This window comes from Leminorella grimontii ATCC 33999 = DSM 5078 (assembly GCF_000439085.1).
In the GTDB taxonomy this organism is placed as follows: Bacteria; Pseudomonadota; Gammaproteobacteria; order Enterobacterales; family Enterobacteriaceae; genus Leminorella; species Leminorella grimontii.
Genome location: NZ_AUUA01000001.1, coordinates 736,010 through 750,052 on the forward strand (window position 1 = coordinate 736,010; position 14,043 = coordinate 750,052).

Here is a 14,043-nt window from a genome sequence, read left to right on the forward strand (position 1 = left end):
ATTCCTGATGCAGTTAGAATCGAATTAACGCTGAGCCCCAGGTGAAACCACCGCCAAAGGCCTCAAGCAAAATTAACTGGCCGCGCTGAATACGACCATCGCGCACCGCTTCGTCCAGCGCGGACGGAACGGAAGCCGCCGAGGTGTTGCCGTGACGATCGAGCGTAACGACAACTTTTTCCATCCCCATGCCCAGCTTTTTGGCCGTCGCTGAAATAATGCGTAGGTTCGCCTGGTGGGGAACCAGCCAGTCCAGCTCGGACCTGTCGATACCGTTCGCCCCAAGCGTTTCGTCAACGATATGGGCCAGCTCCGTCACCGCGACTTTAAATACGTCGTTGCCCTTCATGGTCAAGAAATCGGGTTTGGAAGGATCTACGCGATCGTGATTCGGCAGCGTCAACAGTTCGCCATAGCGGCCGTCGGCGTGAAGATGCGTCGAGATGATACCGGGTTCTTCGGACGCCCCGATAACCACGGCGCCCGCACCGTCGCCAAACAGAATAACCGTTCCGCGATCGGCTGGATCCAACGTGCGGCTAAGGGCGTCAGACCCCACAACCAGCGCGGTTTTTACAAAACCGGTTTTAATAAACTGATCGGCCACGCTCAGCGCATAGGCAAAGCCCGCGCAGGCGGCGGCGACGTCAAAGGCGGCCGCGTCTTTAATGCCTAAATAATTTTGAATCTCACAGGCCGCGCTTGGAAACGCATTGCTTGACGACGTAGTAGCAACAATAATCAGGCCGATATCGCTTTTATCGATACCCGCCATTTCGATTGCCTTATCTGCCGCGTGACACCCCATTGTCGCTACGGTTTCATCCGCCGCAGCAATATGACGCTGACGAATGCCGGTACGGGACACGATCCACTCGTCGCTGGTTTCCACCATCTGCTCTAAATCAGCATTGGTACGCACTTGTACAGGCAGGTAGCTGCCTGTACCGAGAATTTTTGTATACATGAAATGTCATTCACTCTTAGGTAATACCGCCTGAAGACGAGCGGCAATTTGCATGGGCACGCTGCGTTGCACGGCCTGTATGGCCTGCTCTATGGCTACAGCAAAAGCCTGTTGATTAGCCGCACCGTGACTTTTTATCACCGTACCGCGTAATCCTAACAGACAAGCCCCGTTATATCGATCGGGATTTAAGTGTCCGAAACGTTTAGATAAACGTTTTTTGAACCAATAGCTAAAGATCTTCATCCACCAGGTCGGCCTGCGCTTCCCCGATGAAAGTAAAGAAAGGAAGACTCGAATAACGCCTTCGAGCGTTTTCAGCGTTACGTTGCCGACAAAACCATCGCACACCAATACGTCGGTTTTCCCGGTTAAAAGATCGTTCCCCTCAAGGTAGCCGATATAGTTTATCTGCTGTGCATTCTTGAGTATAGCGGCGGCGGCCTGAATATTATCAAGACCTTTGGTCTCTTCTTCACCAATATTCAGCAGCGCAACGCGAGGATTATCGACCTGTAAAATCTCTTCCGCCATCACCGCGCCCATTACCGCAAACTGCACCAGCATGTCGCCGTCGCACTCTACGTTGGCGCCCAGGTCAAGAACCAGCGTTTTGCCGCCCTGCTGATTCGGAATCGCCGACACCAGCGCGGGGCGTTCTATGCCGTCAAGTGGCTTGAGCATAAGCTTTGCCAGCCCCATGAGCGCCCCGGTGTTGCCGGCACTGACGCACGCCATCGCCTCTCCGCTTTTCACTAAGTCCAAGGCAATGCGCATGGACGTCCCTCGACTATTGCGAATAGCCTGCGACGGCTTCGCGTCATTAGCCACCATGGACTCAGCGGGAATAATTTCAAGACGGGAAAGAACCTCGGACGAGGCGGATTTGAGCAGCGGCTCGATATTAGAAGAGAGACCAACCAACTTAATGATTAGTTCTGAATTAGAAGCCAATGCCTGCAAAGATGCAGGCACTGTGACGCAGGGACCGAAGTCCCCGCCCATAGCATCTAACGCAATGGTTAGACTTGCCAAGGTATCACCTAAAATTACTTAGCGATTACCTTGCGGCCACGGTAGTAACCGTTAGCGGTAACGTGGTGACGCAGGTGGGTTTCACCAGAAACTTTATCCACGGATACTGCAGCGGTAGTCAGTGCATCGTGAGAACGACGCATGCCACGTCTTGAACGGGTACTTTTGTTCTGTTGTACGGCCATCGACCTTACTCCTCGGTTACTTTTGCTTTAAACTGGCTAATACGGCAAATGGATTTGGCTTCTCCGCCTCGGGAGGCAGCTCGCCAAACGTCATTTCCGCGTCGGACACTTCACAGTGTTCATGTTCATGCACCGGCACGATCGGCAAAGACAGAATGAGTTCATCCTCTGTCAAAGCCAGCAGATCGATTTCGCCAAACTCATCGACGTCGACCGGCTCATAACCTGCCGGTAATGCTTCAGCCTGCTCATCATTTTTGACCGGACTGAAACAATACGTTGCCTGAACGGTGTATGCATAAGGCTGATTGCAGCGCTGACAGAGCAGCGTAACGGGAACCGTCGCCTTTCCGTTCAACACGACCAAGCGCTGATTATCGATAAAAAACGATAGCTCAGCCTCAATATCACCATCCACGCTCTCTACCGACTCGGCTAAACGCGTAGCCTGCTCTGCGGTATAAACACCGGCATAGTCCAGGCTTTTTTGAGCCGCGCGAAGCGAATCGATAGTTAAGGGTAATTTTACCTTTTGCATAGGGCGCGCATATTAACGTTGTCATGGCCTTTAGTCAAAGGAAAAGCGCGAGATACGCGCTAAAAACGTGCTTTTTGACCTAAAGGGCTTTCAATAAGGCGCGTAGTTTAAGATAGACGACGTCGTTTCGCTACGTCTATTAATAGAAATCCCCTTTTCTTCTTTGTATGTTTACATTTTCTTTCACTATTTGTGCTCGATAAAATAAACCGGGTACACTGCCGCTTCTCACAACAGCTTTGGAAACGCTATGACTTCGCTAATCCTCGCCTCAACGTCGCCCTATCGCCAGTCCTTATTATCAAAGCTTGCGCTTCCCTTTACGGCGCTGGCTCCCGACGTTGACGAAACGCCACTTCCGGGCGAATCCGCGGATGAACTCGTCGTTAGGCTGTCAAAGCTAAAAGCGCAGGCCGTTGCGCTTAAGCATCCGCAGTCGCTGGTGATTGGTTCCGATCAGGTTTGCGTGCTGAACGGGCAGATTGCAGGTAAGCCGCTCACGCGCGAAAATGCCGTGGCGCAGTTAACTCTGGCGAGCGGGAATGCCGTTACGTTTTATACCGGACTTTGCCTTTATATACCGCAGACAAAAACCTATCGGACGGTATGCGAACCGTTCATCGTCCACTTCCGTACGTTAAGTAAAGACGAAATAGAAGCCTACGTAGACAAAGAACAGCCGCTGTACTGCGCCGGCAGCTTTAAGTCGGAAGGTTTGGGCATTACGCTGTTCAAACGCTTGGAGGGCCGAGATCCCAATACGCTCGTCGGCCTGCCGCTGATTGCGCTGAATAGACTATTGCTGGAGGCCGGAGTAAATCCGCTGCTGAACAATAAGTGACATTGTCACTAATGAAAGGCCGCCTACGATAAAAGCAAAGGCGGCCCTTTTTCCTGCATTCAAACGCTATTTCGCGCCGCGCAAAACGGTCAAACAGCGACGCAGCCTATCATCCATTGGCGCTTCAACACGCATCGTCTCCCCCGTTGCCGGGTGTTCAAACCTTAGCGCCGCTGCGTGCAAAAACAGCCTGTCCAGGCCCGTCCCCGCAAGCTGCGCGTCAAATTCTCGATCGCCGTAGCGGTCGTCAAATGCAATAGGATGCCCTGCGTGCAGCGCATGAACGCGAATCTGGTGGGTTCTTCCCGTCACGGGGCTGGCCTTGATAAGCGTCGCAAATGAAAAACGCTCTTCTACCTTAAAGCGCGTCTCTGAAGGCTTGCCTTCGGCATCAACTCGAACAATACGCTCTCCGCTTTGCAGCACGTTCTTAAGCAGCGGCGCCTGCACCACCTTACAATGGGACTGCCACTGCCCTCTGACCAGCGCCAGATAGTCCTTTTGCATGGTTTTAAGCCTGAGCTGTTCGTGAAGCGAACGCAGCGCAGAGCGCTTTTTCGCCACTAACAGCACCCCCGAGGTCTCTCTGTCGAGGCGGTGAACCAGTTCAAGAAAGCGCGCGTCCGGCCTTAACGCACGAAGCCCTTCAATCGCGCCGAAGCTTAAGCCGCTGCCGCCGTGAACCGCCGTTCCGGAAGGTTTATTCAATACCAGCAGATGCTCATCTTCAAAAATGATGCAGTGCTCCAGCGCCGCGACCTTGTCCAATTTGGCTGAAACGACGTTTTCGACCTTCTCGGCCACTCTGACGGGCGGAATGCGCAGTATGTCTCCATCTTCCAACTTATACTCCGGCTTAATGCGCTTTTTGTTCACGCGCACTTCTCCCTTGCGCAGGATTCGATAAATCATGCTTTTAGGGACGCCTTTAAGCTGGGCGATCAGGAAGTTATCGACCCGTTGACCGGCCGTATCGGCCGTTACGGTGACCATTTGTACTGTAGGTTGATGTGTTTTCATGGCGCAGAGTTTAACACGATCGTTTTTTGCTAAATATGCCTTGATGAAATTGTTTTGTGTCTACACTTAAGATAAGCCCCGTTTACGCCATCAAACGGTTTAAAACATGCTGTGGATAAAAAAATATCCTCCGTCACCGAGGGCAATCGGCGTACGGTTTTCAACACCTTTTCCACAACATTATGCTTAAGTGCAAAAGTCACCTTGCCATAATGCCTTTGGCAGTTAATAATGTGGCTGATTTTCTGCCTTATTCACTCTGAACCAAGAGTAATAGGCAAAAAATGACATTTGCAGATAGCTCAAACGGTGCAGCAATGGCGTAAGACACGGTGAGTATCGGGCAATGAGCGGGCTGCTGCGAGCGGCTTGGATGGACACATAGAAAACCGGTTTGCACTGAGATGATTCAATATCGGTCGCCGATTTTCCTGATAAAAAGCGCCGTTTTTTGCAAAGCAGAAACGGGCTTACCGAGATAATGCGCCCCTGCGCAGGCGACAACCGTGAGGTTGACGATCCTGCTATAAGACTCGGGGCCGTCGGTTAATGCCATCTATTGACACCTCTCGCGCAGACTCAGTGGACAATAGAAAAATGAGTACTTTTTAATGAAAAGAATGTTGATTAACGCAACTCAACAGGAAGAGTTGCGCGTTGCTTTAGTTGATGGACAGCGTTTGTATGACTTAGATATTGAAAGTCCTGGCCATGAACAAAAAAAGGCAAATATTTACAAAGGAAAGATCACCCGCGTAGAGCAGAGCCTGGAAGCAGCCTTTGTTGACTACGGCGCAGAACGTCACGGTTTCCTCCCCTTTAAAGAAATTTCTCGCGAATACTTTTCCTCCGGCGTCGGCGGCCGTCCTAACATTAAGGATGCCGTTCACGTAGGTCAGGAAGTCATCGTTCAGGTCGATAAAGAAGAGCGCGGCAATAAGGGCGCCGCGCTGACAACCTTTATCAGCCTGGCGGGCAGCTATCTGGTTCTGATGCCGAACAACCCTCGCGCCGGCGGCATCTCCCGTCGTATCGAAGGTGAAGATCGCCAAGAGCTTAAGGAAGCGCTGGACTCGCTGGAAATTCCTGACGGCATGGGGCTTATCGTCCGTACCGCCGGCGTTGGGAAATCCGCCGAAGCCCTTCAGTGGGACCTCTCCTTCCGCTTAAAGCATTGGGAAGCCATCAAGAAAGCGGCCGAAAGCCGTCCTGCTCCATTCCTGATTCACCAGGAGAGCAACGTCATCGTTCGCGCTTTCCGCGATTACCTTCGTCCCGATATCGGCGAGATCCTGATCGATAACATCAAAATTCTCGACTTGGCCAAAGAGCACATCGCTGCGCTAGGCCGTCCGGACTTCAGCAGCAAGATTAAGCCCTATACCGGTGAAATCCCGCTGTTTAGCCATTACCAAATCGAATCCCAGATTGAGTCTGCCTTCCAGCGCGAAGTGCGCCTGCCTTCCGGCGGCTCAATCGTTATTGACACCACCGAGGCGCTGACCGCCATCGACATCAACTCCGCTCGCTCTACCCGCGGCGGCGATATTGAAGAGACGGCGTTCAACACCAACCTCGAAGCAGCGGACGAAATTGCGCGTCAGCTGCGCCTTCGTGACCTGGGCGGCCTTATCGTCATCGACTTTATCGACATGACGCCGGTTCGCCATCAGCGTGAAGTGGAAAACCGCCTGCGCGACGCCGTTCGTCAGGACCGCGCCCGCATTCAGATTGGCCGCATTTCTCGCTTTGGCCTGCTGGAGATGTCCCGCCAGCGCTTGAGCCCGTCGCTGGGCGAATCCAGCCATCATATCTGCCCTCGCTGCAGCGGCACCGGTACGGTTCGCGACAACGAATCGCTCTCTCTGTCCATCCTTCGCCTGATTGAAGAAGAGGCGCTGAAGGACAACACCAGAGAAGTCGATGCGATTGTCCCTGTTCCTATCGCCTCTTACCTGCTTAACGAGAAGCGCGAAGCCATTAACGCCATTGAACGCCGCTCCGGCGGTAAAGTACGCGTTGTGGTCGTTCCCAACGACAACATGGAAACGCCGCACTACGAAGTTATCCGTAAGAAGCCGGGTGAAGAAAGCCAGGTGCTTAGCTACATGCTGCCTCAGCTGCACGAAAGTGAAATCGAGTCGGAAGAGGAAGTTTATCACGAGCGTAAAGCGCCCGAGCAGCCTGCTCTGGCCAGTTTCTCTATGCCTGCTGACAGCGCGCCTCTAGAAGAAACCAAGGCTCTGCCTGCTCCCGTCAGTACGGCTGCAACAGCGCCTGCCGCACCAGGGCTGCTTAGCCGCCTTGTTAGCGGACTGAAGAACCTGCTTGCCTCTCCGGAACCGACTAAACCGGTAGTCGAAGAGACAAAAGAAAAGTCTTCATCCGAGAGGCCGGATCGCCGAAATAATCGCCGCAGCGGCGGACGTAAAGAGCGCGGTGAACGTACCGAGCGCACTGACCGCAACTCCGAGCGCCAAACTCGTGAAGCTGGTCAGGAATCTCGCCGCAATAACCGTCAAGCGCAAAGTCAGGATGCCGCAACTGAAGGCAGTGCTGATAACCGTCGCGAAACCCGCGCCGAGCGTCAACGTCGCCGTAACGAAGAAAAGCGCCAACAGCAGGCTGTAAATCAGCAAAACGACGCCATCGTTGAAAGCGCAGCGGAAGACGCCGTCACAGAAGAAGAGAAGCCCGTTCCGACCCAGCGCCGCCAGCGCCGCCAGATGTCGCAAAAAGTTCGCACTGCGACTCAGGGCGAACGCAGCGCAGACGCCGTCGAAAGTACCACTGCGCCAGTACCGCCGACCGAGAAAGAAGAAATCAAGCTTCTGCCTCAGGCTAACGTAGCTCAGGAAAACGGCGTCGCGTCAGAAAACGCTGAAAAGAATGGCTTTACCAATAACGGTGGTGAAAACAACGGCATGCCTCGTCGTTCTCGCCGTTCGCCTCGCCACCTGCGCGTCAGCGGGCAGCGTCGCCGTCGCTATCGCGATGAGAAGTACCCAACCGTATCAGCGATGCCTTTAGCTGCTGCCGTTGCTTCTCCCGAGCTTGCGTCAGGTAAGGTGTTTATCAACTATGCGGCAATCGCCGCCGCTCAGGCCGCCCTGCAGGAAGACGCCGTTCAGGCTGAAGTTCAGAGCGACGTTCAAGAGCAGGTAGCCGTTTCCAGCGTCGTTATCGCTGAAGGCGTGCAGCAGCCGGAAGTCGTTGAGTCTCCGATAGCTGAGGTCGCTGCAATTCCGGCGGTAGAAGCCGTAGCAGCAGCGCCTGAAGTGGTTGAAGCAGTGATTCAGCCTTCCGCTGAGCCGGTTGAGACTGAAGCTGAGGCCGTTGCCGTACAGCAGGAAGAAACCGTTCACGTTCAACAAGAATCAACGCCGGACGTTCTGACCTCGATTGAAACGCCTGCGCCGATCCGCGTAGAAACCATTCAACCGGCTAGCCATGCCTACGGCGCGTCCGCTTCTGCGCCCGCCGCCAAGCCAGTCATGCCGGAAGAAACGGCTGAACCCGTGGTTCAGGAAGCGGCTCCAAAGCCGTTTGAAGAACCCGCAGTTCAGGCTGTTACTGTGGTAGAACAAACCGTGCGCGAGCAAAACGTCTCCAGCGCTCCGGCCTTTAAGCCTGCTGCTGTACCGATGGACGACGCGGAGCCCGCTCCCGTAGCGCAAGCGCCTGTCGTTTCAACCGACGCCTCGGCGCAGAACGCCAAAGGTTCTGCAGGCGGCCATTCGGCAACCAGCCACGCGGCTGCCCCGGCGGCAAGGCCTGCTCCCATTGACGACTAACCGTCAATAACACAAAAAACCCGCCGTTTGGCGGGTTTTTTTATGGTTCGCTTTAAGCGCCCGGCCAATATAAACGGCCAGGCTTGGAGAAATTCAGTACACTTTATGCATCAGGTTAATAACCAAAGATTCAACCTTACCTTTCGTGAACTGCGCAAACGAGGTGAAGTGCTCAGACTGGCTGTGCAGATCTAACGCTTCCTGTGACGCCCAGCGTTCAATAAAGACGTACACCATGGGATTTTGATTATCCTGATGCAGGTCGTACTGGTGACAGCCCTCTTCAGCCCTGCTGCTGTCAACGATCTTTTTCAATGCTTCCACTAAAGGCGCCTGAAAGTCGCTCTTAATCGTCAACGTAGCCACAATGGTAATTTCACTCATTATTGATTTTTCCTTTGCCGTAAAAAGTGTACTTTCGGTATTCTCTCCTCTAACGAACTTTTTAGCCAGCCTCTTAAACTTCATCTTTCACACTATTTTTACTTAATCGGCCATTTTTCTTTATGCGGATAAAAGCGTTGACACTTCGCCTTCAATCCAGTTAACTAGTACACAAATACTCCCAGAGAGATACGCTCATGATGACAATGACTACAGCTGCAACACGCCCCCTCTCGGCCAAGACGTTAATCTGGTGGCCAGACAAGCCTTAACGGCGGGTCGGCTTTCTGCTGTAAAAAGAACGCCTATAGCCCGCAGCCTGCGGGCTTTTTAGTGCCCGCCGTTCGGTAAGTTTGATAAAAACGCAAAACAAATACGGTGATAAGACGCTATGCCAATACAGAAACCCGCTTTACAGATCGTCACGGTAGAGACGCCCTACCGAAACGATCCCACGGCCATATTCAGCCAGCTCTGCCATCAACGCCCGGCCACGTTGCTGCTCGAGTCCGCAGAGATAGACAGCAAGCAAAATCTGAAAAGCCTTTTGGTTATCGACAGCGCGCTGCGCATTACCGCTGACGGGCATCGCGTAACGCTGCAAGCATTGACGGAAAACGGCGACCGCCTGCTCACGCTGTTAGACGAGCGGCTATCGAGCGACGTAGCCCATAGAAGCGGCCCACGATTCAGAGAGTTGGTTTATTCTCCCCCTGACGCCGCACAGGATGAAGACGCGCGCCTGAAGGCAAGCTCCGTCTTTGACGCCCTACGTCAGCTCTTATCGCTGCTTGAGGTCCCCGCAGATCAGAAAGAGGCCATGCTGATAGGCGGGCTGTTTGCCTACGATCTGGTCGCCGGTTTTGAAGACCTGCCCCAGCTTAAAAGCGATCGCAACTGCCCGGACTACTGCTTTTATCTGGCCGAGACGTTATTGATCCTCGATCACCAAAACCGCGAATCGCGCCTGCAGGCCAGCCTGTTCGTCCCCCACCGGGACGATGCCGAAAGAAGGCGCCTGAAGGCGCGCTTAAGCGAGCTTCAAACCCAGCTCCTTGAACCGCCGTCGGACATTCACGCCGTCGCGCTCGAAAGCATGCAGCTTGACTGCGATCGCAGCGATGAAGACTACGGCCGAATCGTTCAGGAGCTACAGGAGTCCATCCGCCAGGGCGATATTTTTCAGGTTGTTCCTTCCCGGCGCTTCACGCTTCCCTGTCCTTCGCCTTTAGCCGCCTATCAGACGCTAAAAGAGAATAACCCCAGCCCCTACATGTTTTTCATGCAGGATGACAACTTTACGCTGTTTGGCGCATCTCCCGAAAGCGCCTTGAAATACGACGCAGAAAGCCGCCAGATTGAGATCTACCCCATTGCCGGCACGCGCCCGCGCGGCCGCCTTCCCGACGGCTCGCTGGATAAGGATCTGGACAGCCGCTACGAACTCGACATGCGTACCGATCATAAGGAGCTGGCGGAACACATCATGCTGGTCGACTTAGCACGCAACGATCTGGCCCGCATCTGCGAACCAGGCAGCCGCTACGTCGCCGACTTAACCAAGGTTGATCGCTACTCCTTCGTTATGCACTTGGTATCGCGCGTTGTCGGAACCCTTCGGCGCGATCTGGATGCGCTGCACGCCTATCAGGCCTGTATGAACATGGGAACGCTGAGCGGGGCGCCAAAGGTTAAGGCTATGCAGCTTATTGCACAGTATGAGGGCGTGCGCCGCGGCAGCTACGGCGGCGCCGTGGGCTATTTTACCGCTCACGGCTCTCTTGATACCTGTATCGTTATCCGTTCGGCCTACGTTGAAGACGGCATCGCCACCATTCAGGCCGGCGCGGGCGTCGTTTTGGATTCAAATCCCCAGTCCGAAGCCGATGAAACGCGCAATAAGGCCCGAGCGGTGCTGCGCGCTATCGCCAGCGCCCATCAGGTTAAGGAGATTTTCTAATGGCCGATATTTTACTTCTCGACAACGTCGACTCGTTTACCTACAACCTCGTCGATCAGCTTAGAGTCAGCGGGCACCGCGTCACCGTGTACCGTAACCACCTGCCCGCCGAGTTTATTCTCCAGCGGATGAGCGATATGAAAAAGCCTATCCTGCTGCTTTCTCCTGGCCCTGGTAAGCCTTCCGAGGCGGGCTGTATGCCGGAGCTGCTGCAAAGGCTAAAGGGGAAAGTGCCGATTATCGGCATCTGTCTGGGCCATCAGGCGATTGTTGAAGCCTATGGCGGAACCGTAGGCCAGGCGGGCGAAATTCTGCACGGCAAGTCCTCCCCCGTAACGCATGACGGACAGGCTATGTTTGCCGGGCTGCCTTCCCCGCTGCCCGTCGCCCGCTATCACTCTTTGGTCGGAAGCCAGCTTCCCGATGAGCTTATCGTCAACGCACACTATCAGCAGATGGTGATGGCCGTTCGACACGACGCCCATCGCGTTTGTGGGTTTCAGTTCCATCCGGAGTCCATTTTGACCACCCAGGGCGCAAAGCTGCTGGACCAAACGCTGGCCTGGGCCGAATCGTAGGAGGCGAGATCAAAGCGGCTATTTTTTATTATAAAAAGATTGACAACGCCCCTTTAAACTAGTTAACTAGTACACAGAAACGCAGCGCACTATTTGCAACAGGCTGTTCGTAAACACCTCGTAAACATATAGGTACTTATGATGACAATACAAACTCAATTAACCCTTTGGTGGCGACCTCTCCTTTAGCGGGCGGTCTACTTGCACCTGTTTGTCATCAAACAACGCAATAACCAAGAAGCCCGCGCCCTGCGGGCTTTTTTGTGGGCGCTCCCCACAGTGCGTAAAGAACATAACTTAGAGCGGCGAAAGAAAATGCAAACACAAGACATCAAGCAGTCAATCCTTAATAAGCTTTACGGCGCACAGGCGCTCACTCAGCAAGAAAGTCAGGCATTGTTCAGCGCCATCGCCAGGGGAGAACTGGAGTCGTCGCAGCTGGCCGCCGCGCTGATCAGCATGAAAGTCCGCGGGGAGACGCCGGACGAAATCGCAGGCGCGGCATCCGCATTTTTAGCCGATGCTCAACCCTTTCCTCGCCCAGATTACGACTTCGCCGACATCGTAGGTACCGGCGGTGACGGAACCAATAGCATCAATATTTCCACTGCCAGCGCCTTCGTAGCGGCCTCCTGCGGCATCAAGATCGCCAAGCACGGCAACCGCAGCGTATCAAGCCGTTCGGGCTCCTCTGATCTGCTGGCGGCAATGGGCATCAGGCTTGACCTGCCGGCCGAAACGTCCCGCAAGGCGCTGGACGACCTCGGCGTTTGCTTCTTGTTCGCGCCGCAGTATCACGCCGGCTTTCGCCACGCAATGCCGGTGCGTCAGCAGCTTAAAACCCGCACGCTGTTCAACGTATTAGGGCCGCTTATCAACCCTGCCCGCCCGAAAAAAGCCCTGATCGGCGTCTATAGCCCCGAGCTGGTTCGCCCTATCGCCGAAGCGCTGCGAGTGTTGGGCTACGAACAGGCGGCCGTCGTGCACGGCGGCGGCATGGACGAAGTCGCCATCCACGCGCCTACGGAGGTCGCGGAACTGCGTGACGGCGAAATCAGCGTTTACAGTCTGGATCACCGCGATTTCGGCCTGAATAAATACGCACTGTCCTCACTGGAAGGCGGGACGCCGGATGAAAACCGCGATATTCTGTCTAGACTGTTACAGGGAAAAGGCGAAGTGGCTCACGCCAGCGCGGTTGCCGCCAACGTCGCCGTGCTGATGCGGCTGTTTGGCCAGGAATGCCTGAAAGAAAACGCGCAAAGAGCAATGGACATCATTCACAGCGGCGTAGCCTATGACCGCGTTCAGGCTCTCGCGGCAAGAGGATAAATCATGCAGGAAACCGTATTAGCGCGCATCGTTCAAGACAAGCAACAGTGGGTTGATGAACGCCGCCAAAAGCAGCCGTTAGAAAGCTTTAAAAGTAAAATATCGCCCAGCGAGCGCAGCTTTTATCAGGCGCTGACCGATAACAAAACGGTCTTTATTTTGGAATGCAAAAAGGCATCGCCGTCAAAGGGGCTGATTCGCTCGCACTTTGACCCTCGCGCCATTGCCGAAAGCTATCGCCCTTTTGCCTCCGCTATTTCCGTCTTAACCGACGAAAAGTACTTTCAGGGCAGCTTTGACTACCTGACGATAGTAAGCCAGCAGGTGCATCAGCCCGTGCTGTGCAAAGACTTTATCATTGACGCCTACCAGATTTATCTGGCGCGCTTTTACCGTGCGGACGCCATTTTACTCATGCTGTCGGTGCTAAATGACGAACGGTATCAGGAACTGGCCGCCGTTGCCCACTCGCTAAATATGGGCGTACTGACCGAAGCCAGCAACGAAGAGGAACTGGAGAGAGCTATCGCCCTCAATGCGAAGGTCGTCGGCATCAACAATCGCGATCTGCGGGATCTCTCCATCGATCTCAACCGTACCAGAACAATGGCGCCCAGGCTGCCATCTTCAACCATCGTCATCAGCGAATCCGGTATTCATACCTATGGTCAGGTGCGGGAGCTGAGTCAATATGCCAACGGGTTTCTCATTGGCAGCGCGCTGATGTCTGAACCTGATTTGGATCTGGCGGTTCGTCGCGTCGTTTTCGGCGATAACAAAGTGTGCGGATTAACCCGCCCGGAAGACGCCGAAGCCGCTTATCGCGCCGGCGCGGTCTACGGTGGATTAATTTTTGTGGGCAAATCGCCCCGCTATATCGACCTGGCTCAGGCGCAAAAAGTGGTTCACGCCGCGCCTCTGCGCTGGGTCGGCGTATTTTGCAACGCCAAGCCGGAAACCGTTTGTTTGGCGGTCGAGCGCCTTAATCTCAGCGCCGTCCAGCTTCACGGCCAGGAAGATGACGCCTATATCGCCCTTTTACGCCAACGCCTTCCCGGCGGTTGTGAAATCTGGCAGGCCAGAAGCGTCGGCGAGCATATTCCCAAACTCGACACGCCGCACGTCGACCGCTACCTGCTGGACAACGGCGCGGGCGGCTCCGGGCAAACCTTCGACTGGTCGCTTTTAGCCGGCGCCGCGCTTGAGAACGCCATGCTGGCCGGCGGATTGACGCCGGACAACGCACAACAGGCCGCAGTGCTTGGCTGTCGGGGGCTAGACTTCAATTCCGGGCTGGAAAGCGAACCAGGAAAAAAATGCGACGATAAGGTTCGCGCGGCGTTTTCCACCTTACGCCAATACTAAATTCGTTTATTACACAATAATTCAATTCGTGACGTCCCTGATGT

At 54.4% G+C, this 14,043-nt stretch carries 11 protein-coding genes, 2 pseudogenes and 1 other annotated feature; of the genes and pseudogenes, 6 read left to right on the top strand and 7 right to left on the bottom strand.

The annotated features are described in order from the left end of the window. Positions 1–13 precede the first annotated feature (13 nt). From G544_RS0103365 to yceD, 4 genes are read right to left on the bottom strand one after another with little or no spacing between them, the layout of a single operon-like run. Complete coding sequence (locus tag G544_RS0103365; RefSeq protein WP_027273277.1) at positions 14–967, bottom strand: beta-ketoacyl-ACP synthase III; 954 nt, start codon at positions 965–967, stop codon at positions 14–16. A 6-nt stretch (positions 968–973) separates the two neighbouring features. Beyond that, positions 974–2,002, bottom strand: a complete 1,029-nt coding sequence (gene plsX, locus G544_RS0103370; RefSeq protein ID WP_027273278.1) for a phosphate acyltransferase PlsX — start codon at positions 2,000–2,002, stop codon at positions 974–976. 14 nt (positions 2,003–2,016) lie between these two features. Next, positions 2,017–2,187 (bottom strand): 50S ribosomal protein L32, encoded by a 171-nt coding sequence (gene rpmF / locus G544_RS21560; protein WP_071783248.1) that lies wholly within the window; start codon positions 2,185–2,187, stop codon positions 2,017–2,019. 16 nt (positions 2,188–2,203) lie between these two features. Next, positions 2,204–2,725 (bottom strand): 23S rRNA accumulation protein YceD, encoded by a 522-nt coding sequence (gene yceD / locus G544_RS0103375; protein WP_027273279.1) that lies wholly within the window; start codon positions 2,723–2,725, stop codon positions 2,204–2,206. Between the two features lie 250 nt (positions 2,726–2,975). Between yceD and G544_RS0103380 the strand changes: the two genes are divergently transcribed. After that, complete coding sequence (locus G544_RS0103380) at positions 2,976–3,566, top strand: Maf family protein (protein ID WP_027273280.1); 591 nt, start codon at positions 2,976–2,978, stop codon at positions 3,564–3,566. Between the two features lie 66 nt (positions 3,567–3,632). On the opposite strand, the gene rluC is transcribed toward G544_RS0103380, so the two are convergent. Together rluC and G544_RS22085 are read right to left on the bottom strand one after the other, a co-directional pair. Then, entirely contained in the window at positions 3,633–4,586 is a 954-nt protein-coding gene (rluC, locus tag G544_RS0103385) for a 23S rRNA pseudouridine(955/2504/2580) synthase RluC (protein ID WP_027273281.1), read from the bottom strand. A 409-nt stretch (positions 4,587–4,995) separates the two neighbouring features. Further along, positions 4,996–5,142, bottom strand: a complete 147-nt coding sequence (locus G544_RS22085) for a hypothetical protein (RefSeq protein WP_154656326.1) — start codon at positions 5,140–5,142, stop codon at positions 4,996–4,998. Positions 5,143–5,197: 55 nt separating this feature from the next. Here G544_RS22085 and rne point away from each other — a divergent pair, with 55 nt between their 5' ends. Beyond that, positions 5,198–8,380, top strand: coding sequence for a ribonuclease E (rne, locus tag G544_RS0103395; RefSeq protein ID WP_027273282.1), 3,183 nt, complete (start codon positions 5,198–5,200; stop codon positions 8,378–8,380). A 93-nt stretch (positions 8,381–8,473) separates the two neighbouring features. Here rne and G544_RS0103400 read toward each other — a convergent pair whose 3' ends face one another. Then, entirely contained in the window at positions 8,474–8,764 is a 291-nt protein-coding gene (locus G544_RS0103400) for a putative quinol monooxygenase (RefSeq protein ID WP_027273283.1), read from the bottom strand. A 391-nt stretch (positions 8,765–9,155) separates the two neighbouring features. Between G544_RS0103400 and G544_RS0103405 the strand changes: the two genes are divergently transcribed. The 4 genes and pseudogenes from G544_RS0103405 to trpCF all read left to right on the top strand — a co-directional run bounded on the left by G544_RS0103405 (position 9,156) and on the right by trpCF (position 13,999). Further along, positions 9,156–10,724 (top strand): anthranilate synthase component 1, encoded by a 1,569-nt coding sequence (locus G544_RS0103405; RefSeq protein ID WP_027273284.1) that lies wholly within the window; start codon positions 9,156–9,158, stop codon positions 10,722–10,724. Next, positions 10,724–11,293 (top strand): annotated as a pseudogene (locus tag G544_RS0103410) (glutamine amidotransferase-related protein); the annotation flags it as partial. The gene G544_RS0103405 and the pseudogene G544_RS0103410, both read left to right, overlap by 1 nt. A 171-nt stretch (positions 11,294–11,464) precedes the next feature. Further along, positions 11,465–11,567: a sequence feature (Trp leader region), on the top strand. A gap of 71 nt (positions 11,568–11,638) precedes the next feature. Then, positions 11,639–12,634: pseudogene (trpD, locus tag G544_RS22665) on the top strand (anthranilate phosphoribosyltransferase); the annotation flags it as partial. Positions 12,635–12,637: 3 nt separating this feature from the next. Then, positions 12,638–13,999: a bifunctional indole-3-glycerol-phosphate synthase TrpC/phosphoribosylanthranilate isomerase TrpF gene (gene trpCF / locus G544_RS22670; protein ID WP_027273287.1), complete on the top strand. Its 1,362-nt coding sequence runs from the start codon at positions 12,638–12,640 to the stop codon at positions 13,997–13,999. The last annotated feature ends 44 nt before the right edge of the window (positions 14,000–14,043 follow it).

What these genes read in the sequence shown, in the direction of transcription:
- trpCF (WP_027273287.1), top strand. Translation starts at nt 12,638, where the DNA reads ATGCAGGAAACCGTATTAGCGCGCATCGTTCAAGACAAGCAACAGTGG.
- rpmF (WP_071783248.1), bottom strand. Translation starts at nt 2,187, where the DNA reads ATGGCCGTACAACAGAACAAAAGTACCCGTTCAAGACGTGGCATGCGT.
- G544_RS0103405 (WP_027273284.1), top strand. Translation starts at nt 9,156, where the DNA reads ATGCCAATACAGAAACCCGCTTTACAGATCGTCACGGTAGAGACGCCC.
- G544_RS0103400 (WP_027273283.1), bottom strand. Translation starts at nt 8,764, where the DNA reads ATGAGTGAAATTACCATTGTGGCTACGTTGACGATTAAGAGCGACTTT.
- rluC (WP_027273281.1), bottom strand. Translation starts at nt 4,586, where the DNA reads ATGAAAACACATCAACCTACAGTACAAATGGTCACCGTAACGGCCGAT.
- G544_RS0103380 (WP_027273280.1), top strand. Translation starts at nt 2,976, where the DNA reads ATGACTTCGCTAATCCTCGCCTCAACGTCGCCCTATCGCCAGTCCTTA.
- yceD (WP_027273279.1), bottom strand. Translation starts at nt 2,725, where the DNA reads ATGCAAAAGGTAAAATTACCCTTAACTATCGATTCGCTTCGCGCGGCT.
- G544_RS22085 (WP_154656326.1), bottom strand. Translation starts at nt 5,142, where the DNA reads ATGGCATTAACCGACGGCCCCGAGTCTTATAGCAGGATCGTCAACCTC.
- G544_RS0103365 (WP_027273277.1), bottom strand. Translation starts at nt 967, where the DNA reads ATGTATACAAAAATTCTCGGTACAGGCAGCTACCTGCCTGTACAAGTG.
- rne (WP_027273282.1), top strand. Translation starts at nt 5,198, where the DNA reads ATGAAAAGAATGTTGATTAACGCAACTCAACAGGAAGAGTTGCGCGTT.